Genomic DNA, 21885 nt, shown 5'->3' with positions numbered 1-21885 from the left:
CAGGTCATCACCTTTCGGTCATCCGGCGCAGTGGCTTCCGAACGGGGGCGGACAGGTCCTTGCACCGCATCGCCAGGCCGGCCACGGTCGGCGCGGCGAACACCGTGCGGATCGGGATCTCGATCCCGAGCACGCTCCGGGCCCGCGCCACCAGGCGCGTGGCCAACAGCGAGTGGCCGCCCAGCGCGAAGAAGTCGTCATCGATACCGGCTCGCTCGATCCCGAGCACGTCGGCGTACAGCGCGCACAGCTGTTCCTCCAGCCGGCTGCTCGGCGCCCGGTACGCCTCACTGCCGAACTCGGGCCTGGGCAGCGCCGAGCGATCCAGCTTGCCGTTCGGTGTCAGCGGCAGCTCGGCCAGGACGACGATCGCCGCCGGAATCATGTACGCCGGGAGGCGGGTGCTCACGTAGGTCCGCAACTCATCGGCCGCCGGGGCGGCACCGTCTGGCGTCACGTAGGCGACCAGCCGCACGTCGCCGGGCTGGTCCTCGCGGGCGATCACCACTGCCTGCCGGACGCCGGAGTGCGTGGTCAGCGTGTGTTCGATCTCCGCGGGCTCGATCCGGAAGCCGCGGACCTTGATCTGGTGGTCGGTCCGGCCGACGAACTCGAGTTCACCGCGACCGTTCCAGCGCGCGGTGTCGCCGGTGCGATACATCCGCGCGCCCGGTACGCCGTACGGACTGGCCACGAACCGCTCGGCCGTCAGCGCTGCGCGTCCGTAGTACCCACGGGCGACGCCGTCACCAGCGATCCACAGGTCACCCGGCACCCCAGCCGGCACCGGCTGCAGCGACTCGTCCAGCACGTACACCTGGGTGTTCCCGATCGGTCGACCGATTGTCGGCGCCACACCCGGCAGCACCTCCGCAGCACTCGACCAGATCGTCGTCTCGGTCGGCCCGTACAAATTCGTGACGGATGCCGCTTGCTTCGCCAGCGCCTCGCCCAACGCCGGTGGCAGCGCTTCGCCGCCGGTAAGGACGCGCAGCCCGTTCAGCCGCGTCGCATCGGTCGTCACAAGCATTTGCCACAGCGACGGCGTCGCCTGCATCAGCGTCACCCGCTCACGGTCGATCAGGTCCAGCAGGACGGCAGGCTGGGCCACCTCCTCCCGGCTGGCCAGTACGACGCTCGCACCGTTCAATAGCGGCAGGAATAGCTCCAGCCCGGCGATGTCGAAGGCGACTGTCGTGACCGCCAGCAACCGGTCCGCCGGCGTCAGGGCGAACCGATCCTGCATCGAGGCCAGGAAGTTCAGCAGCGCGCCGTGCTCAATCACCACACCCTTCGGCTTCCCGGTCGAACCTGAGGTGTAGATCGTGTACGCGGTGTGCGCCGGTGTGACCGCAACCGCCGGATCGGCATCGGAGTACGCCGAGAGGTCAGCCGTCGCGAGCAGGTCGTCGTCCAGGACCAGTACGGGCGCACAGTCGCTGACCACGAACTCGACCCGAGCGGCCGGGTACTCCGGGTCGACCGGGACGTACGAGCCACCGGCCTTCAGAATCGCCAGCAGCGCGACCACAAGGTCAGCCGACCGCGGTAGCAGTACAGCGACCCGGGACTCCGGCCGGACACCGGAGTCGATCAGCCAGTGCGCAAGGCGGTTGGCCCGCCGGTTCAGCTCGTCGTACGACGTCGTCTGTCCGTCCCAGGTCAGTGCGGCCGCCGTTGGCGTCTCCAGCGCGCGCTGAGCGACGAGGGCAGGGACTGTCGTGGCCTCGACCGGGAGGACGGTGTCGTTCCAGCCGTCGACGAGCAGCTCCCGCTCCCCCGGGCTCAGCACGTCGACCAGGCCGATCTTCCGGGCCGGCTCGGCGACGACCTGTTCAACGACGCGGACGAAGCGGGCCGCGATCGCCTCGGCCGTCGACCGGTCGAACAGATCGCTCGCGTACTCGACACCGCCGATCACGGCGTCGCCCGTGCTGTCCGGTGACAGGTTGAAGAACAGGTCGAACTTCGCCGTATTGGTGGACACCGGCTCGACGCCGACGTCGACGCCAGGCAGGTCCAGCTCCGGACGCACGTTGTTCTGCCAGGCGAACATCACCTGGAACAGCGGGTGATGCGTCGTGGAGCGCTCCGGCCGCAGCAGCTCGACCAGTCGCTCGAACGGCACGTCTTGGTTGTCGTACGCCGCGAGCGCCTTGTCGCGCACTTCGTCCAGCACCTCGTCGAACCCACGGTGCGGCGCCGGCTGTACCCGCAGCACCCAGGTGTTGACGAAGAAGCCGATCAGGTCGTGGACGGCGTCGTCGGTCCGGCCGGCAATCGGCGAGCCGATCGTCAGGTCCTCGCCACCGCCGAGCCGGTGCAGCAGAACGGCGAGTGCGGCCTGGAACACCATCGACACCGTGACCCCACGCGCCATCGCCAGCGCTTCGACGCCGCTCAGAATGTCGCTCGACAGCGTGAAGTCGACGATCCCGCCCCGGAAGGTCGAAACGTCCGGCCGCGGGCGGTCCGTCGGCAGCACCAGCGGCTGGGGCACGCCGTCCAATTCGTCGCGCCAATACGCCGCCTGCACCGACTGCACGCTGGCCGGGTCGGACTCCGCGCCCAGCAGGTCGCGCTGCCACAAGGCGTAGTCGGCGTACTGAACAGTCAGGCCGGGCCAGCCAGGTGCATCGCCGCCGAGCCGTGCTCGGTACGCCGTCGAAAGGTCACGTGCGAGCGGCGCCATCGATCCGCCGTCGCCCGCGACGTGATGCAGCACCAGGACGAGGACGAACTCGCCGGGCCCGGTGTGCAGCAGCGACGCGCGCACCGGCAGCTCGACCGACAGATCGAACTGGTGGGTCGCGATCGCCGACACCAGCTCCGGCACCGCACTCGGCTCGACGAACCGGTGTTCCTTCCAGTGGATCTGCGCATCTTCCGGCGCGAGGATCCGCTGGTACGGCTGGCCGTCGAACTCGCCGAACACGGTCCGCAGGGCTTCGTGCCGCGCGACGACGTCCTGGAGCGCGGCCTGCAGCGCGGCGGGATTCAGTTCGCCGCGGAATCGCAGTAGCTGCGGGATGTTGTACGTCGAGGACGGGCCTTCGAACCGGTCGATGAACCACAGCCGCTGCTGCGCATACGACAGCGGCAGCGGATCGGGCCGCACCGCCGGGCGCAGCTCCGTCCGCACCTTGCCGGTCTTCGTCAGCTGCGCGACCAGAGCGGCCACAGTCGGCGCGGTGAACACCAAACGGATCGGGATCTCGACCCCGAGCACTGCCCGCGCCCGCCCGACCAGTCGGGTAGCCAGCAGCGAGTGCCCGCCGAGCGCGAAGAAGTCGTCGTCGACGCCGACCCGCTCGACCCCCAGGACGTCCGCGAACAGCTCGCAGAGCGCTTCCTCCTGCGGCCCGCTCGGCGCGCGATAGACCCCACCGCTCAGCTCCGGCGCCGGCAGCGCCGACCGGTCGAGCTTGCCGTTCGGCGTCAGTGGCAAGGCCTCCAGCACGACAATTGCCGTCGGCACCATGTACGCCGGCAGCCGCTCCCCCACGAACGCCCGCAACTCGTCGACCGCCGGGTCGCCGGCCTCCAGGGTCACGTAGGCAACCAGCCGCAGGTCACCCGGCTGGTCTTCCCGAGCGATCACGACTGCTTGCCGGACCGCCGGGTGAGCCGCCAGCGCGTACTCGATCTCGGCCGGCTCGATTCGGAACCCACGGACCTTCAGCTGATGGTCGACCCGGCCGATGAACTCCAGCTCACCGTCGGGGCTCCAGCGTGCCTTGTCGCCGGTCCGGTACATCCGCTCGCCCGGCGCGCCGAAGGGGTTAGGCACGAACCGCTCCGACGTCAGACCGGGCCGTCCGTAGTACCCACGAGCCACACCGGCGCCGGCGGCGTACAGCTCGCCCAGCGTGCCCGGTGGCACCGGTTTCAGGGTCGGCCCGAGCAGGTACAGCCGCATGTTGCCGAGGGGTCCACCGATCGGCAGACTCGCGCCCTGCGTCCAGCGCTCGCCCGGCGGCAGCGTGAAAGCCGTGGTGTAGAAGGTCTCACTCGGCCCATAGGTGTTGATGATGCGGATGTCAGGCAGCACGGAACGAGCCCGCTCGACCAGGGCATTGGTCAGCGTCTCGCCACCGAGGACGACCGTGCCGACGTTCAGCCGCGCGCCGACCGTGTCGACGAGCTCTGCGAACGCCGACGGCACGGTGCTGATCACACCGCCGCGCCACTGGTCGCGCTCGCCCACGACGAGCACGTCGCGGACCAGCTCGATACAGCCACCCGAGCAGAGCGTCGCGAACAGCTCCCACACCGAGATGTCGAAGCCGACCGACGTACCGGAGAGCAGCTTCGACCCGACCGGCTCGTCCAGGTAGGCGCGCATCCGGAGTACGGCGTTGGCCAGTTCCCGTTGCGTCTGTGCGACGCCCTTGGGGATGCCCGTTGTCCCTGAGGTCGTGAGGACGTACGCGAGGTTGTCCTGGCGCAACGGCCGGCTGAGATCAGGCTCGTTCGTCCGCGACTCGTCGATGGTCTCCAGATGCAGCCGCGGAATGCTCGCGACTGGGACCAGTTCGGCGGTCTCGGCGTCCGTTACGACGACCAGCGGCCGCACCGACTCGAGTGCGCGGACGACGCGGTCACTCGGGTAGTTCGGGTCGACCGGCAGGTACGCGGCGCCCGCTTTCACCACACCGAGCAATCCGACCAGGAGGTCGACCGTGCGCGGTAGCGCGACGGCCACCACGACGTCCGGCCCGGCACCGCGACTGATCAGCTCGTGGGCGAGGGCATTCGCCCGGCGGTGCAGCTCGCGGTAGGTGATCGTCCGGCCCGCAGCCTCGACGGCGATCGCGTCCGGCGTCTTCCGCGCCTGCTGCACGAGAAGCTCCGGAACGGTCACCTCCGGCAGCTCCACCGCGGTCTCGTTCAGCTCGCGAACCAGCTGGGTGTACTCGTCCTCGGTCAGCACATCGATCGCGCGCACCGATGTGGTGAGTCCAGCGGCCAGCTGGTGCAGAACCCGAGTCAGCCGGTCGGCGAGTTGTTCTGCGGCGGCCAGGTCCAGTACGTCGGGCTGGTACTGCAAGCTCAGCCGAAGATGCGGATCAGCCGCCGCGAGCACCGTGACGGCGTAGTGCGTCGCGGCGTGCGGCCGGATGCCGGTCACCGCGAGACCCGCGGACGCCGTCGCGTCGGTCAGCCCGGCCCGATCGACCGGGAACGACTCGAACACGACCAAGGTGTCGAACAACGTGCTCAAACCGGTCGCGCGCTGAATCTCGCCGAGACCGACCTGGTTGTGGTCAAGCAAACCGGCCTGGGTGTCCTGGATCCGGCCGAGCAGGTCGGCGAGCGAGTCGGTCGGCGCACAACGGACCCGGACCGGAACCGTGTTGATGAACAGGCCGATCACTGCCTCGACGCCATCGAGCTCTGCCGGGCGACCAGACACGGTGGTACCGAACAGCACCTCCTGGCGGCCGGTCAGCTCGGCCAGGACAAGCGCCCAGGCAGCCTGGACGACGGTGTTCAGCGTGACGCCTGCCTCGGCTGCGCGCTTCGAGAGCAGCTGCGCGTCCGCACCGGTCAGTGCCAGGTCGACCTGTCCCACACCGGTCGCCGGGCCGGAGTCAGCCGGCGGCGGTACGACCGCGGCCAGCAGGGTGGGCTCATCGACGGACGCCAGTTCGGCGGCCCAGGCTTGGGCGCCGGCGTCCGCGTCGTACTGCGCGAGCCACTGCAGGAAGTCGCGGTAGCTGCGCTCATGCGGCACCGGCTCCGCGCCGTACAACCGGATGAGCTCCTGCATGATCAGCGGGAGCGACCAGCCGTCGAAGAGGACGTGGTGCGCGGTCAGCACCAGCTCGGCGCGCCCCTGCGCGAAGGTGACCAGGGTAAAGCGCAGCAGTGGCGGCGCGGCCGGATCGAAGTGTGCGGCCTGCTCCTCGGCCAGCAGCCGGGTGAACGCGTCCTCGGCCGCCGGAACGTCGGACAGGTCGACGTGCTGCCACGGCACCGACACCCCGTCGACCGGGATCTGCACCTTGTCGCCAGACACCGACGTGGTGAAGGCGACCCGGAGATTCGGATGCCGGTCGAGCAGCGATTGCGCGGCGCGTTGCAGAGCGTCCGGATCGACGCGGCCGGCCAGCCGGAAGACGAACTGGGTCTGGTAGGCATCGAAGGCCGGACCAGCCAGTTCGGCGTGGAACAGCAGCCCCGACTGCAGCGGAGTCAGCGGCCAGACGTCCGCGAACCGGCCGTAGCGCTGCTGCCAGCTGTTCAGCTCTGACTGCGTCACCGACACCAGCGGCACGTCCGACGGTGACAGGCCGTGTCCGCCGCGCTCGACGTCCTCGGCCAGTTCCTGAAGTGCGGCACACCATGCGGTGGCCAGCTCATCCACCTCGTTCTCGTCGAGGAGCTCACTGGCGAAGGTGAAGAGGCCGGTGAGCTGGTCACCAGTGACAACCGTGTTGAGTTCGAGTGCCGACAGCAGCGGCATGTCGGCAGCAGGCGCGGCAGTCAGCTCGGGCCGCTCCGGTGCCAGCGGCCAGCCCTCCCAACTGAACCGGCCGAGGTAGTTGAAGCCGATCTCGTCCACCGGGTGGCCGCTCAGCACTGCGGCCGTCTCGGCGTTGGCGAAGCGCAGGAGGCTGTAGCCGATGCCCTTGTCCGGCACGGCACGCAACTGCTCCTTCACGGTCAGCAGCGCGGCCGCAGCTGAGTCAGCGACCTGCAGCCGGACCGGGAAGACCGTGGTGAACCAGCCGGCCGTACGGGACAGGTCCGCGCCGGGAGCAAGCCATTCCTCGCGGCCGTGCGCCTCCAAGCGGACGACGGGATCCGCGCCGGACCGCGCGCGGAGCGCGACCGCGAACGCCGCCAGCAACACCTCATCGACACCGCACCGATAGGCCCCGGTGATCTTCTCCAGCACCGCCGACGTCAGCTCGGTCGGAAGCTCGACGTGCAAGGTTCGTGCCGTCCGGACGACGTCGATCGCCGGGTCGAGCGGACGGCGTCCGATCGGCGCCGGCGGCTCGTCGAGCATGCCCAGCCAGAAGTCCAGCTCGTCGACGCGCTGCGCAGCCGCCTCTGCCAACGCGTGCAGCCAGCGGCGCAGCGAAGTCGGCACCGGCGCCAAGACCCCGCCGCGGGTAGCGGTCACCAGGTCGGGCAGCAGCACGCGCCAAGAGACGCCATCGACGAGCAGGTGATGTGCAGCCAGCAGCAGTCGGCCGGGCCGGTCGTCCGTACCCTCGAACAGCACAGCCTGCAGCAACGTACCGGCCGTCGCATCGATCCGTCCGACAGCTTGGGCCGCCTCGGCCGTGAGTCGATCACTCCAGTCCGGAGCGTCCCAACCGCCGTCCCACGTGTGTGTCGTCAGCACCTGCTCGGCGCGCACAGCGCCGACCGGTCGGACGACGAGCCCGTCCGCACCCAATTGCGCGCGGAGTGCGTCATGGTGACCGATCAGCTGGTCCAGGGCCGCAGTCAGCGTTTCGCGATCGATGGCAGCCGGTACGTCGAGTAGCAGCCACTGCGCCAGACCGTCGAGTCCGGCGCCGCGCTCGGCGATGAGCTGAGCCATCGGCGGTAACGTCATCCAGCCCACCCCGCCGCCGTCCAACTCCTCGAGCACGGGCAGCGCAACCTGCCGCCCGGCGACCTCGGCCAGGGCCGCGACGGTACGCCGCTCGAAGACGTCCCGTGCGCTGATCGTCAGCTCACGCAGCCGGGCCGCCGACGCCACCTGGATCGCCCGGATGCTGTCGCCGCCGATCGTGAAGAAGTCCCGGTCGATCCCGACGCGGTCCAGCCCGAGCACCTCGGCGAAGATCTCGGCCAGCGCATGCTCGTCCGCCGTCCGCGCGGCCAGGAACGGGCCATCGGCGAATTCCGGCGCGGGCAACGCCTTCCGGTCCAGCTTTCCGCTGCCGGTCAGCGGCAGCCGGTCCAGGAAGACGAACGCGGCCGGTACCAGATGGGCCGGGACGCGCGCGGCCAGGAACGATCGCAGCTCACCGGCCGTCAGCCCGGCATTGAAGTCCAGCTCTCGATCGGCGTTGCCGATCCCACCGGCAACCGCCGGTACGACGTACGCGATCAGCTGCGCCCCGCCGTCGGCCTCGCGCGCCAGGACGGCGACCTGCGCGACGCCGGGGTGCTGCTCCAGTGTGGCCTCGATCTCGGCCGGCTCGACGCGGAAGCCGCGCACCTTCACCTGCTGGTCCGCGCGGCCGGCGAACTCCAGCTGGCCGTCGGCGTTCCAGCGCGCAAGGTCGCCGGTCCGGTACATCCGGGCGCCGGGCGCGCCGAACGGGCACGGCACGAAGCGCTCAGCCGTCAGCCCGCGCCGACCGTGGTACCCCCGGGCAAGCCCGTCGCCGGCGATGTAGAGGTCGCCCGTCTGACCCGGCACGACAGGCCGCAGATCACCGTCGAGGACGTACAACTGCGTGTTCCAGATCGGCCTGCCGATCGGTACGACGGCAGAACCCGGGACACACTCCCAGAACGTCACGTCGACAGCAGCCTCGGTCGGGCCGTAAAGGTTGTGCAGGGCAACGGTTGGGAACACCTGATGGAACTGCTCCGTCAGCGCGGGCGGCAGCGCCTCGCCGCTGCACACCACCCGTCGCAGGCCGGCACCCGACTGCGGCACTCGGAGGAACTCGGCGAGCATCGTCGGGACGAAGTGCAGCGTGGTGATCTGCTCGCGGTCGATCACCTCGGCCAGGTACGCCGGGTCGCGGTGCCCGTCCGGCCGGGCGACGACCAGGGTCGCACCGGTGATCAGCGGCCAGAAGAACTCCCAGACCGACACGTCGAACGACGACGAGGTCTTCTGCAGCACCCGGTCCGACGCGTCCAGCCCATAGGCGTCCTGCATCCACAGCAGCCGGTTCACGATCGCCGAGTGGGACACCGCGACACCCTTGGGCCGCCCGGTCGATCCCGAGGTGTAGATCAGGTACGCCGGATGCGCGGGATCGACCTCCCGGCTCAGCTCCACCCCGACGTCGAGCGCAAGGCGGTCGATCAGCACAGTGGACGCGATCTCCGGCAACCGATCGCTGACAGCGGCCGAGGTGAGCACCAAGACCGGCTCGGCGTCTTCCAGCATCAGCGCGATCCGCGCCTCGGGGTAGTCGGGGTCGACGGGGAGATAGGCGGCGCCTGCTTTCAGGATGCCGACCAGCGCGACAACCAGCTCCAGCGAGCGCGGGACCGCCACTGCGACTACCTGCTCAGGTCCAGCCCCTTGTTCGGCGAGCCGATGCGCCAACCGCCCCGACTGCTCGGCCAGCTCCCTATACGTCAACGAGGTGTTCTCGAAGCGCACAGCGACCGCATCAGGCGTCGCAACAGCCTGCTGGTCGAGCAGCGCAGTCAAGCTGACATCCGGCGTGCTGACCACCGGCCCGCGGGAGGCGGCCAGCTCGGCCTGCTGCTCGGCTCCGGACAGCAGCTCCGGCACGGCCGAGCTGTCCGCCATCACAGCGATCAAGAACGCACGAAAGCGGTCTGCGAGCGCTTGGACGTCGGACTCGGCGTAGAACTCGGCCGGTGCGTCGAAGCGGATGAACTGATCGCTGTCCGCCGAGCCGTCGCCGTAGACCGAGATCATCACCTCGTCCAACGCTCCGAAGACGCCACCGGCGAAACGGGCCCGGGCGGTCCCGAAATGCAGCTCCTCGACCTGCGGGATCACATTGACGATCGGGCCGAACGGACTGCGCGTCGTCCCGCGCTGTCCGGTCGCGCGCTGAATCAGCGACAGCTGATGACCGGCATGGCGCAGCAGCGAACGTCGCTCGTCGACAACCGCGCCTGCTAGGTCGGCCAAGCGAGCTCCACGCGGCAGCGAGGGTCGCAGCGGCAGGATGTTGGACAGCAGGCCTGGCGCGCGCCGGGTGGTCCCCGTCCGGTTGTTCACCGTGAACGAAACCAGCGGCCGCGAGCGACCGGTCGTCTTCCCGATGAAGGCGACGACGGCAGCTACCAGCAACTCCGGAACCGACTCGCCCCACTGCCGTGCGACCTCGGCCGGCACCGACCTGGTCGCGGTGACCATTCCGAGCGGCTTCGACAGGTCGTCCCAGATCGTGATGTCACCGGCCGGCTCGACGCCGCTGGTCAGCAACCCGGCCGGCAGCTGAGCCGGCTCCGGCGCGTCCGCGAGGTAGCCGACCCAGAACTCCTCGTCCTGCCGGAACCGCGCCGAGGAGCGGTACGCCAGATCCTTGCTCAGGGCAAGCATCGGGTCGGCGGCCGGCTGCTCGGGCAGCGGCGTCCCGGTGCTCAGCGCCGTGTAGATCGCCGCGATCCGCTGCGAGAGCAGGTTGATCAGCCCGAACGCGTCGGTGACCACGTGGTGGAACACCAGCACCAGCAGGGTCCGTTCGGCCCCCAGCCGCACCGATCCCATCCGCAGCAGTGGATCCGTGGCCAGGTCGAACGGCTGCCCGACCAACTCGGCCACCAGGTCGTGCGCCGCCGCGAGCGGGTCTTCGGCAGCGGCCGTCTCGGCGCAGAAGGGCTGCCACTCCCCCGGATCCCAGCCCACCTGCCGGACGACGGCGCCTTCGCGGACGAAGTTCACCGTCAGCGGCGCCGCCTCGGCGACGGCCCGGCGGAGCGCCTCGTCGAGGTGGTCCCGGTCGATCCGGCCGGCGACGTCCCACAGGACGGCGACGTTGTTCGGCTCGTCGGGCGCCACCTCCTGCGCCAGGTACATCGCTTCCTGCGCCGGCGTGACATCCCAAGACCCCATGGACGTGTCTCCTCCTCGGCTTGCCGGCGTGCTGGATGGCCTCCCCGAGTCTCGTAACCGCCCGGAGCCCGGTCAACCGGCCTGAAAGACCTGCGCCAGAATCGCCACCGAGGCCGGATCACGCTCATTTCCGGGGATTTGATCAAACCAAATTGACAATCCTTGACATTCCCACACATCCATCGACGCGCGGACCCCCTGCAACGGGCTTGAACGATAAGGCATGATCGTTTTCGGACCATCGTTCCGTCGTCCACGGGGAAGGGGATCACCGACGCACCTGCTGTTCAATCAGGCTTCAGCGCCTGTGGGACAGAGCATCATTTGCTCTTGGCAACGGTCTGGGGGACCGCGCCCGAACTGGCACCGGGGTGCCAGTGACACCGGCAACGAGCCCATTCCAGATTACCTGTTTCAAGCATTTGAAAACTCGGAGTCAAACATTTGATCTGGACACATACCACTCAGGTCAAGTACGGACCGCCCGGAAAGACATCCGTATCGTTGAACTTTGGGGGATGCTTTGCCCAATCATTCGAGAACCGCGGTGAAACTCGTCCGCTGGCCGATCGAGGAGGAGGTTCGGTCGCAGTGCAAGGACGAGGGAATCCCGTGTCTGCTGGTCGTGGAGGCCGGGGTCGAACCGCCGGTCTGCAGCGACCCTCGGGAGGACTGGGTCCGCCCGCCCGTTTCGCGCCCCGATTTCGACGCTCGGGTCGAGGCGCTGCTCACCAGGGTGTACGGCTCGCGCGTACCCCGGCTGGATTCGGTGGGCACGTTGTATTTCGACGACCAGCTGGTCACCATCTCCTCGGCGCAGATCAAGCTGATGGAGCTGTTCGTCGAACGTTTCGGTGAAGTGGTCTCACGTGACGAGCTGGCCGAGCGGCTGAACGAGTCGGCGGCGCCGACCCGGAACTCGCTCGACCTGCACATCATGAGACTGCGGCGCCGGCTGGAAGGCGTGAACCTGGCGATCAGGACGGCCTGGGGCCAGGGCTATGTGCTCGAAGCGCCCGACGCGTAGCTGACGCGACGACGGGGACCATGGAGTAATTCGCGGACCATGGTCCCCCCGGTCGGTCAGCGGGTCGGCGTCGGCACCAGCGCTTCGTGGACCTCGCCGCGGAGCAGCCGGAGCCGCGGGAACGGCAGCCGGATGCGGCTGGCGATGTAGCCGGCGCCCGAGCTGCCCGCCGTCCCCGGCTGGTCGCCGAGCAGGGCGGAGATCATCGTCAGGTGCGCGATCTTCCAGCGCCAGAATCCGTTCCCGATCTCGACCAGACTCTCGGCGATCCGGTGCAGGACTCCGGTGCTCGACCCGATCCGGCAGACCGCGGCGACCGACATCCCCTGGGCGGTGGCGTAGGCGTCGAACGCGGCGTACAGACCGTCCGGCCGCTCGTCATTGCCGAGCAGATCGTCCAGCTGGTGGAACTGCTGCGACTGGGCGCCACTCGCGGTGCCCAGATGCGGACGGAAATCCGCGAAATGCCGCAGCGGCATCTTCTCCAGCGCGACCAGCTGGTCGTGCAGCAGCCCGATCAGCCGGCCCGCCCGGTCCAGGTACTCGACGCTCAGGTTCGCGTCGGGATTGCCGTAGTCGGGGCGCAGCGCGTCGGTCGCCGCCAGCAGGTCGGCGATGATCTGCTTCAGCCAGATCTCCGAGGCCTGGTGCGCGACGATGAAGAAGTGCTCGGCGAGGACGACCTCGCGCGGAGCGGTGTTCGACGTCCGCGGCTCCTGCATCGACAGCAACTGATCGAGCTGCAGGTAGCTCGCGTAGTTGAGCTGGCTCACGGGCGTCACCAGGCATTCCGGTCGCGGCCGAATTCGAGCAGCGCGTCGACGCCCGATTGCAGCACCTTCGGGTCGACGCAGAACGCGATCCGGACCAGCTTGCCGGCGTTCGGATCGGTCTCCATCGCGGTCAGTCCGCCGTGCTTGTCGAGCTGCGGCCGCAGCCCGAACCCGGAGCCCGCGACGACGGCGACGCCGCGCTCCTCCAGCAGCCGGGCCGCGAAGTCCTCGGCGCTCAGGCCCGCCTTGCTGACGTCGAGCATCGCGTACCAGCCGCCGGCCGGCAGCTCGCGGAGCAGACCCGCGTCGCGCAGCGCCGGCAGGACGGCGTCCCGGTTCTGCTGCACCAGTTTGCGGTTGACCTCAGCAGTCCCGGTCATCTGCAGAGCCGCGATGCCGCCGTACTGCACCGGCGTCGGCGGCGCGATGATGCCGGCTTCCTGGACGACGCGGATCCCGGACGCCGCGGCGTCGTTCGCCGTGACGACGTACCCGAGCCGGTAACCGGTCATCGCCAGGCTCTTGGAGAACGTGAACACGCTGTGCACGATCCGCTGCTCGGCCGGCAGGTCACGTTCGCGGGCGGCCAGTGACAGGTGGTTGCCCTCGTAGACGAAATGCTCATAGGCCTCGTCGCTGATGACCTGCCAGCCGCGCTCGCGGGCCAGATCGAGCAGGCCTTGCAGCCGCTCGGCATCCAGCACCGCGCCGGTCGGATTGGCCGGTGAGTTCACCAGCAGGATGCGCGAGGCCGGGCCGGACACCTCGGCAATCGAGTCCAGGTCGGGGAAGTAGTGCTCGTCGAGCCCGTAGAACACCGGCCGCAGACCGGCGATCAGGCTCTGCTGGACATGGATCGGCCAATGCAGGTCGGGCAACAGGATCTCGGTGCCGGGCTCGGCCATCGAGAACAGCAGCGCCTGCAGGCCCTGGCAGGAGCCCGGGGTGACGAAGATCCGCGAGATCGGCGTCTCGATCCCGTTCTCCAGTTCGAGTTTCGCGGCCAGCGCGCGCCGGAGCTCGGGCAGCCCCTCGACATCGGTGTACGACGTCCGCCCGGCGCGCTGCGCTTCGGCGATCGCATCGGCGACCTCCGGCGGCGGCGTGAAGTACGGCTCGCCGACGTGCAGCCTGATCACCGGTGTACCGGTGGACTGCTCCCGGACGTCGGCGGCACGGAAGATCTCGTGCAACGACGACGACGGAATGGCTCTGGCAACAGGTGAATGACTCATCGCTTCTGGTCCCCAAATCGTGGTCAAGCTGCACGGTCAAGTCAGTGGGTGGTCGATGGCCGGCTACGTGGTGCGGCCCCCGTCCACCGGGAGGAGCACCCCGGTGATCCAGCCCGCGAAGTCCGGGTCCAGGAGACAAGCCACCCAGCGCGCGATCTCGTCCTCTTCGCCGAAGCGGCCCATCGGCGTCCCGGCGACCATGTCGCGGCGCAGCAGCTCGGTCTGCATCGGCGACAACCCAAGGTCCTGCCACATCGGCGTGTCGACCGGGCCCGGCAGGACGGCGTTCACGCGGACGTCCGGCGCCAGCTCACGGGCCAGCGAGCGGGTCAGGCTGTTCATCGCGGCCTTGCTCGCGCCGTAGTACGAGCGACCGGGCATCGACAGCGCGCCCGCCACCGACGTGACGTTGACGATCGAGCCCCGGACCGAGCGCAGGTGCGGCAGCGCGGCCTTGATCAGCTGCGCCGGGCCGCGGACGTTCACCGCCAACAGGGCATCCAGATCCGCGACGTCGACCTCGTCGATCCGGCCGAACCGCGCCAGCCCGGCGTTGTTCACCAGCCCGTCGACGCGGCCGAACCGGTCGATGGCCGCGTCGATGATCCGGTCGGCGCTGTCCGGCGTACAGAGGTCGGCGGCCACGATCTCGACCTCGGCGTCGAGCTGCGCGACGGTTTCCTTCAGCGCTGTCTCACGGCGGCCGACGACGGTGACCAGCGCACCCTGCGCGGCGAGCTGGACGGCGATCGCCCGCCCGATCCCGGAGCCGGCGCCGGTCACGACGACCGACCGGCCCGCGAGGCTCACGACACCGCCCGTCGGGGCGCGGCGGCGTCCAAGATGTCGCCGATCAGCACACCGGGCTCGGCGTAGATGTGGAAGTGACCGCCTGGACGCCGTTGGAGGGCGAAGGGCCCGGTGCTGACCTCGGCCCATTCGGGGAGCTGGCTCTCGTCGATCAGCGGGTCGCCGATGCCGTGGTAGCAGCGGACCGGACAGTCGAGCGCGTTCGGGTCGCCCGGCGGCTCGTACAGCTCGTTGGCTCGGACGTCGGAGCGCAGGATGGGCAGCAGGACGCCGCGCAGGTCCTCGTCGGCGGCGATCTCCGGCTCGACGCCGCCGAACCCGCAGACGATCTTCCACAGCTCGTCGTCGTCCCGCAGGTGCGTGTCTCCGCCACCGGCAAGTCGCGGTGGCGGCGAGGCCGAGACGGCCAACCGCGCGAGGGGGACGTCGTTCTGCTGCAGGAGCAACGCGGTTTCGTACGCGACCAGCGCGCCGAGGCTGTGACCGAACAGGGTCAGCGGCGCCGGCTCCAAGGCGAGCAACTCCGCGCTGACCGCCGCGGCCATCCGGCGAACGTCGTCCTCGAAGGGTTCGGCGAAGCGGTCGCCGCGGCCCGGGTACTGCACGACGGCCAGCTCGGTCCGCGGCGGCAGGAGCGGACCGAAGACGGCGTAACTCGCTGCCGATCCCCCGGCGTGCGGGAAACACACGAGGCGTCCGGCCGGTCTGGGGACCGTGGCCGACCGCCGTAGCCAGCCTCGACCTGCGGTACGGATCATGACCTCCACCTCGCACTCGAGCAGTACCTCGGATGTCGAGCGTCGCACCCGACCGGCGGCCCGCGACCAGAATCTTTCGGCTCGCGGACAGGGAGTGAAAGAAGTACGCAAGACACCTCCGCGGCGCCGCATCGCCAAGCCAGGCTGGCGGTTGCCCGCGTCCGCAGCCGGCCGAAGGAGCCGTTTGATGAGTGCCGCCGAGTTCCTCGAGCTCACCGACCCCGCGACGTTCGTCCGGCACGACCCCAGGGACTACTGGGACCGGATCCGGCCCGCGCACCCGATCCACTGGCACGACTCCCCCGGCGACCTGCCCGGGTTCTGGGTGGTCACCGGCTTCGCCGACGTGCAGGCGGCGTACGGCAACGCCAAGCAGCTCAGCTCCGCGCGCGGGACAGTGCTCGACGTACTGCTGCATGGCAACGACTCCGCGAGCGGCAAGATGCTGGCGGTCACCGACCGGCCGCGGCACCAGAAGTTGCGCACGCTGATGCTGCGGGCGTTCTCGCCGCGGGTCCTCGGCCCCGTCGTCGAACGGGTCCAGGAGCAGGCGGCCACGTTGGTCGCCGGGGTCGTCGAGCTCGGGTCGTTCGATTTCGCGACCGAGGTCGCCGAGCACATCCCGATGACGACGATCTGCGACCTGCTCTCGATCCCGGACGGCGACCGGGCCGATCTGCTGGCCTGGAACAAACTCGCGCTGTCCGCGGACAGCGAAGAGGCCGACGAGCTGGACTCGCTGATCGCCCGCAACGACATCGTCGCCTACTTCATGGACCTCGCGAAGTACCGGCGGGACAACCCCGGCGACGACGTGATCACGATGATCGCCACCGCGGAGATCGACGGCGTGCCGCTCACCGACGAGGAGATCGCGCTGAACTGCTACAGCCTGATCCTCGGCGGCGACGAGTCGTCGCGGATGTCGGCGATCGGGGCGGTCAAGGCGCTGTCCGAGAACCCTGCCCAGTGGGCCGCGCTGCGCTCCGGGGAGGTTTCGCTCGACAGCGCCGTCGAGGAGGTACTGCGCTGGGTCACCCCGGCGATGCACTTCGCGCGGACCGCCCTGGTCGACCTGGAGATCGCCGGTCAGCAGGTGCGGGCCGGCGACATCGTGACGTTGTGGAACACCTCCGCGAACGACGACCCGGCGGTCTTCGACGACCCGCGCCGCTTCGACCTCAGCCGGGACCACAACAAGCACCTGACCTTCGGGCACGGCCCCCACTTCTGTGTCGGCGCCTTCCTCGGCCGGGCCGAGCTGCGCGCGCTGCTGGCCGCGCTCGTGACGTCGGTCCGGGAGATCGAGCTGGACGGCGTGCCGCCGCGGATCTACTCGAACTTCCTGTTCGGCTACAGCAGCCTGCCCACCGTGTTCCGGTGAGCAGGCCGCCGCGGCTCAGGCGGCCTTCTCGACCGCCCGCGCCAGCTCGGACAGGCTGGTCGACTCGAACAGCGACCGGATCGGGACCTTGACGCCGAGATCCTGCCGGATCCGCCCGGCCAGCTTGGTCGCGAGGACCGAGTGGCCGCCGATCTCGAAGAAGTTCTGATCCGGAGTGACGACCGGTACGCCGAGCAGCTCGGCGACCATCGCGCAGAGCGCGTCGTCGTACGACATCCCCTCGTGCCAGCCGGTGTGGCCGGCCGTCGCAGTGGCGGCCGGGGTGCGCAGGGCGGCGCGGTCGATCTTGCCGTTCGACGTCGTCGGGAAGTGCTCCAGGACCGTGACCATCGAGGGCACCATGTGCTCGGGCAACGAGCGGCCGACGTACTGGCGCAACTCCTGCGGCGCCACCTCCTGACCGGCGGCCGGCGTGACGAAGGCGACGACGCGCGCGTCGGCCAGGTCGCCCTCGACGGTCGCGACCGCGAGCCCGACGCCGGGGTGCGCGGTCAGCGCGGCCTCGACCTCGCCGAGCTCGACCCGGAAACCGCGCACCTTCACCTGGGCGTCGGCACGGCCCGCGAACAGCAGCTCCCCATCACTGCGTCGCGAGCCCCGATCGCCCGAGCGGTACATCCGGCTGCCGGGCTCGCCCTGCGGGTCGGGGACGAAGCGCACGGCGGTCAGGCCGGGACGGTTGAGGTAACCCCTGGCGATCCCCGGGCCGGACAGATAGAGCTCACCCTCACCCCCGGTGACGTCGAGCCGGTCGTCCAGCACCTGGACGCGCTCGCCGGTCCACTCGATGCCGATCGTGATCTCGTCGTCGTCCGGCGCGACCGGGCCGCTGAAGGTGGAGCCGACGGTGACCTCGGTCGGGCCGTAGCCGTTGAACAAGCGGCGTCCGGGCGCCCACTTTCGCACGAGCGTCGGCGTACAGGCGTCGCCGGTGGACATCACCGTGCCGTTCACCAGGACGCCTTCGGAATCGGTAACGCTCAACGCGACCGGCGGGAGGGTCGCGTGGGTGATCTCGTGGCGGCGCAGCGTCTCGTGCAGCGGGTCACCGGGCAGGACGTCGTCCGCCGAGGCCATGACGAGGGTCGCGCCGGACAGCAGGGCGAGCGTGATGTCCCAGAACGCGGCGTCGAAGCTGATCGACGCCCACTGCAGCACGCGATCGCCGGGGCCGGGGCCGATCCGCTCGGCGTGCGTGGCGATCATGTCGGCTACCCCGGCGTGCGGCACGGCGACACCCTTCGGCGTACCGGTCGAGCCGGAGGTGTAGATCACGTACATCAGATGCGCCGCGTCGAGTGGGGCCAGCCGGTCTGCGTCGGTCAGGTCCTCGGTTGCTTCGCGCGCTCGCTCCGCCTGCAGCTCTGGCTGATCGACGACGTACTCGGGGGTGCCATCGGCCCGCAGGCCGACCTCGCTGGACCGGACGAACAGCACCGGTTCGGCGTCCGCGATCATGTAGGCCAGCCGATCGGCCGGGTACGTCGGATCCAGCGGCAGGTAGGCGCCGCCGGCCTTCAGGACGGCGAGGAGAACCGTGATCAGCTCGTCCGATCGCGGCACCGCCACCGCGACCAGCGTGTCGGGGCCGATGCCCAGGGCAACGAATCGCCGGGCCAGCTGGTTCGCCCGCGCGTTGAGCTCGGCGTAGCCGGTCGCGCGATCGCCGAAGACCAGGGCGGTCGCGTCGGGAAAGCGGGTAACTGTCGACTCGAACATCTCCGGAACCGTGGACAAGGCTCAACTCCTGGGGCAGCGCGGATCGGACACCTCACCTGCACGGATCGTAGGAACCGCGGCCGCGGGCGACCACCGCGCTGAAAGAAACCGGACAGGGCCGCAAGGGCGTTCGGCCAGGAGACACGCCCTAGTCCTGTCGCGTCTCTGTCAGGGCGGTTGGCGGACCCGCGACCGATGCCCGACCGTGAAGACCGTTGACCTCTGCCGACCCGGGAGTCGAGATGCTCGAAGGCTGCGTTCCCTGGCCCGACGACGTCGCCGAGCAGTACCGCCGCCAGGGCTACTGGCAGGGACGGTCGCTCGGCGACCTCCTGGTGGACGCTTGTGCGACGTACGCCGGCAAGACCGCCGTCGTCTGTGGTGATGAACGGCTGACGTACGCCGAGGTGGCCGCGCGCGCCGACCAGGCCGCTCGGCACTTCGCCCAGCTCGGGATCCGGCCGCTGGACCGGGTCGTCGTCCAGCTGCCGAACGTCCCCGAGTTCGCCGCGGTCGTCTTCGCGCTGTTCCGGCTCGGCGCCATCCCGGTGATGGCGCTGCCCGGGCATCGCAAACACGAGCTGGTCCATCTCTGCGGGCACTCCGGCGCGCGGGCACTCGTCGTCCTGAGTGAGTTCCGGGGGTTCGACTACCGGGAGCTCGGCCGCGAAGTGCAGCAGCACGTTGCCGGTCTCGAGCAGCTGGTGATCGCGGACGAGCTCGACGCGGCGGCGCCGGCGATCGAGTACCCGGTGGTCGATCCGTCCGAGCCGGCGTTGTTCCTGCTGTCCGGCGGGACGACGGGGCTGCCGAAGCTGATCCCCAGGACGCATGACGACTACGCGTACAACCTGCGCGCCAGCGCGGAGGCGCTACGGGTCGACGGCGATTCGACGTACCTCGCGGTCAATCCGGTGGCGCACAACTCGGCGCTCGGCTGCCCTGGACTGTTCGGCACGATGCTTGCCGGGGGCAAGGTTGTGCTCACGTCGACGCCGCGGCCGGCCGAGCAGCTCGCGCTGATCGCCGCCGAAGGCGTCACGTTCACGACGCTCGTGCCCGCGACAGTTCGGCTCTGGATCGACCACGCGCAGCGGACGCCGGTGGATCTGGCCGGCGTCCACCTGCAGATCGGCAGCTCGAAGCTGACGCCGGGGCAGGCCGAGGAGGCGCGCAAGTTCCTGAACTGCGACCTGAGCCAGTGGTTCGGGATCGGCGAGGGGCTGCTCACCTACACCCGGCTCGACGACCCGGACGAGGTGACCCTGAACACCGAGGGCCGGGCGATGGCGGCCGACGACGAGATCCGCGTCGCCGACGAGCACGGCCAGGAGGTCGGCGACGGCGTCGACGGCGAGCTGCTGACCCGCGGGCCGTACACGATCCGGGGCTACTACCGCGCCGAGCAGCAGAACGCCGCGGCCTTCACCCCGGACGGCTTCTTCCGGACCGGCGATCTGGTCCGGCGCGGCCCGGACGGCAACATCGTGGTCGTCGGCCGGCTCAAGGACGTCATCAACCGGGCCGGCGACAAGGTCCCGGCCGAGGACGTCGAGGAGCAGCTGGTCGCGCATCCCGGTGTCCGGGACGCGGCCGTGATCGGCGTCGAGGACGCCGTGCTGGGCGAGCGGACGTACGCGTTCGTCGTCCTGCGCGACGACAGCACCAGCCTGCCGGCGCTGAAGGCGTTCCTGCGCGAGCGCGGCCTGGCCACCTACAAGATCCCGGACAAACTCGTGCCGGTCGCCGAGCTGCCCCGCACCCCGGTGGGCAAAGCGGACAAGGTCGCCCTGCGCGCCCTCGTCGCCGACCGCGCCTCCTGACCTTCGACACCAACCAGAGGAAGTGATCTTGATGGACACCTGGCTGCTCTGCCAGGACGACATGGTGCGGCTGCTCAACGTCGTCGGCCGGGACGCGCTGCTCCGGCGTCTGATCGAGACGCTCGAGGCGGGTTTCACCGATCTCGGTCACGGCCGGCTCACCGAGTCCCCGATGCGCACCGGATTCACCCGGAGCGGCGCGATCCCCGGCGTCATCGAGACGATGCCGCATCGCGAGCCCGGGCTCGGCGTCACGGTGAAGACCGTCTCCTACAGCCCGCGCAACGTCGACGACCACCATCTGCCGACAATCCTCGGGACGGTGACGCGGATCGACGACAACACCGGCCGCCTGATCGCGCTCACCGACGGCGTCCTGCTCACCGCGCTCCGCACCGGCGCCGCGAGCGCCGTCGCGACCCGCCGCCTCGCGCACCCCGACGCACGGGTGGTCGGCCTGATCGGGACCGGCGCGCAGGCGGTCACCCAGCTGCACGGGCTCAGCCAGGTGCTGGACATCGAGCGGGTGCTGGTCTTCGACACCGAACCCTTGCACGCCAAGAGCTTCCTGGCCCGGGCCGCGTTCCTCGGCCTGGAGATCGAGCAGGCGGCGCCCGAGCAGATCCTGGCCGAGTCCGACGTGATCTGTACGGCGACGTCCGTACCGGTCGGCGCCGGACCGGTCTTCCCGGACGGCGCCCACAAACCGCACCTGCACATCAACTCGATCGGCGCCGACGAGATCGGCAAGACCGAACTGCCGGCCAGCCTGCTGCGCCGGGCGCTCGTCTGCGTCGACCACCGCGAACAGGCCCGGAACGAAGGCGAGTGCCAGCAGCTGGCCGAGGACGAGATCGGGCCGTCGCTCGCCTACCTGTGCGCACACCCCGAAGAATGGGCGCACCACCGCGAGAGCCTCACCGTCTTCGACTCCACCGGCGTCGCCTTCGAGGACCACCTCGCCCTCGACGTCCTGATGTCGGCCGCCGAAGAGCTCGGCCTCGGCACCAAGATCGCGATCGAGTGCCACCCGGACGACGTCCTGGATCCGTACTCGCTGCCCGGCCACGTCCCCACCCCGACCGCCCAGCTGAGTTTCTGACCCCCGGTGGCCGGCCCGCGGGCCGGCCACCCACCCGTCCGGAGGACCCCGGTGTACAACCCCGCTGCCGGCTTCCCCGGCGTCGTCGTCGAGCTCGGCTACTCCGACGTCGCCGTCGCCATCGCCTGGCTGACCCGCGTCTTCGGCTTCCGCGAGCTCCTCCGCCAAACCTCCGAAGGCCGGATCCAGCACGCCGACCTGGACACCGGCGCCGGCGTCGTCATGCTCGCCCCCGCCGGCGACCGCCTCGCCGTCCCCCTCCCCCGCACCCCGGCCGCCGCCCAGCTGATCGTCTGGGTCGACAACGTCGACGACCACCACGCCCACGCCCTGGCCCACGGCGCCCAGCCCCTGCACGCCCCGCTCACCAAACCCTGGGGCCTGCGCCAATACCTGGTCCACGACCACGAACACCACCTCTGGGAATTCACCCAGCACATCCGCGACGTCCCACCGCAAACCTGGGGCGCCACCACCACCTGACCG

The 21885-nt window shown here is 69.9% G+C and carries 11 protein-coding genes; 5 read left to right on the top strand and 6 right to left on the bottom strand.

Annotation, left to right across the window (positions count from 1 at the left end; all coding sequences use genetic code 11):
* Positions 1-7 precede the first annotated feature (7 nt).
* On the bottom strand, positions 8-10747 hold the full coding sequence (locus HPO96_RS09520; protein WP_171672983.1) for a non-ribosomal peptide synthetase: 10740 nt from the start codon (positions 10745-10747) through the stop codon (positions 8-10).
* Between the two features lie 547 nt (positions 10748-11294).
* Between HPO96_RS09520 and HPO96_RS39580 the strand changes: the two genes are divergently transcribed.
* Positions 11295-11774, top strand: coding sequence for a winged helix-turn-helix domain-containing protein (locus HPO96_RS39580; RefSeq protein WP_202885776.1), 480 nt, complete (start codon positions 11295-11297; stop codon positions 11772-11774).
* 56 nt (positions 11775-11830) lie between these two features.
* Here the strand turns inward: HPO96_RS39580 and HPO96_RS09510 are convergent, their stop codons facing one another.
* The 4 genes from HPO96_RS09510 to HPO96_RS37575 all read right to left on the bottom strand — a co-directional run bounded on the left by HPO96_RS09510 (position 11831) and on the right by HPO96_RS37575 (position 15350).
* Positions 11831-12547, bottom strand: a complete 717-nt coding sequence (locus HPO96_RS09510; protein ID WP_171672982.1) for a tryptophan 2,3-dioxygenase family protein — start codon at positions 12545-12547, stop codon at positions 11831-11833.
* 5 nt (positions 12548-12552) lie between these two features.
* Positions 12553-13782: a pyridoxal phosphate-dependent aminotransferase gene (locus HPO96_RS09505; protein ID WP_171672981.1), complete on the bottom strand. Its 1230-nt coding sequence runs from the start codon at positions 13780-13782 to the stop codon at positions 12553-12555.
* A 63-nt stretch (positions 13783-13845) separates the two neighbouring features.
* The gene (locus HPO96_RS09500) at positions 13846-14592 is read right to left on the bottom strand and encodes a glucose 1-dehydrogenase (protein ID WP_202885775.1); all 747 of its coding nucleotides are present in this window, start codon (positions 14590-14592) and stop codon (positions 13846-13848) included.
* Positions 14589-15350, bottom strand: coding sequence for a thioesterase II family protein (locus HPO96_RS37575; protein WP_202885774.1), 762 nt, complete (start codon positions 15348-15350; stop codon positions 14589-14591). The genes HPO96_RS09500 and HPO96_RS37575 overlap by 4 nt, the downstream gene beginning before the upstream one ends.
* A gap of 187 nt (positions 15351-15537) precedes the next feature.
* Between HPO96_RS37575 and HPO96_RS09495 the strand changes: the two genes are divergently transcribed.
* A complete protein-coding gene (locus HPO96_RS09495) occupies positions 15538-16734 on the top strand; it encodes a cytochrome P450 (RefSeq protein WP_171672979.1) in 1197 nt (398 codons plus the stop codon).
* A 15-nt stretch (positions 16735-16749) separates the two neighbouring features.
* On the opposite strand, the gene HPO96_RS09490 is transcribed toward HPO96_RS09495, so the two are convergent.
* On the bottom strand, positions 16750-18474 hold the full coding sequence (locus HPO96_RS09490; protein WP_171672978.1) for a non-ribosomal peptide synthetase: 1725 nt from the start codon (positions 18472-18474) through the stop codon (positions 16750-16752).
* A 215-nt stretch (positions 18475-18689) separates the two neighbouring features.
* On the opposite strand from HPO96_RS09490, the gene HPO96_RS09485 reads away from it, so the two are divergent.
* The 3 genes from HPO96_RS09485 to HPO96_RS09475 are packed head-to-tail and all read left to right on the top strand — an operon-like array spanning position 18690 to position 21882.
* On the top strand, positions 18690-20297 hold the full coding sequence (locus tag HPO96_RS09485; RefSeq protein WP_202885773.1) for a (2,3-dihydroxybenzoyl)adenylate synthase: 1608 nt from the start codon (positions 18690-18692) through the stop codon (positions 20295-20297).
* Positions 20298-20328: 31 nt separating this feature from the next.
* Positions 20329-21399: an ornithine cyclodeaminase family protein gene (locus HPO96_RS09480; protein WP_171672977.1), complete on the top strand. Its 1071-nt coding sequence runs from the start codon at positions 20329-20331 to the stop codon at positions 21397-21399.
* A 51-nt stretch (positions 21400-21450) separates the two neighbouring features.
* On the top strand, positions 21451-21882 hold the full coding sequence (locus HPO96_RS09475; protein ID WP_171672976.1) for a VOC family protein: 432 nt from the start codon (positions 21451-21453) through the stop codon (positions 21880-21882).
* Positions 21883-21885: the final 3 nt, after the last annotated feature.

This window comes from Kribbella sandramycini (genome assembly GCF_013131805.1).
GTDB classification, from domain to species: Bacteria; Actinomycetota; Actinomycetes; order Propionibacteriales; family Kribbellaceae; genus Kribbella; species Kribbella sandramycini.
The sequence above is the reverse complement of the archived record's forward strand: the minus strand, read 5'-3'. Positions and strand labels throughout refer to the sequence as shown.

Bases quoted from the DNA above. Each gene is read 5' to 3' on its own strand.
- HPO96_RS09520 (WP_171672983.1), bottom strand. From the start codon at position 10,747: ATGGGGTCTTGGGATGTCACGCCGGCGCAGGAAGCGATGTACCTGGCG.
- HPO96_RS09505 (WP_171672981.1), bottom strand. From the start codon at position 13,782: ATGAGTCATTCACCTGTTGCCAGAGCCATTCCGTCGTCGTCGTTGCAC.
- HPO96_RS37575 (WP_202885774.1), bottom strand. From the start codon at position 15,350: ATGATCCGTACCGCAGGTCGAGGCTGGCTACGGCGGTCGGCCACGGTC.
- HPO96_RS09495 (WP_171672979.1), top strand. From the start codon at position 15,538: ATGAGTGCCGCCGAGTTCCTCGAGCTCACCGACCCCGCGACGTTCGTC.
- HPO96_RS09490 (WP_171672978.1), bottom strand. From the start codon at position 18,474: ATGTTCGAGTCGACAGTTACCCGCTTTCCCGACGCGACCGCCCTGGTC.
- HPO96_RS09480 (WP_171672977.1), top strand. From the start codon at position 20,329: ATGGACACCTGGCTGCTCTGCCAGGACGACATGGTGCGGCTGCTCAAC.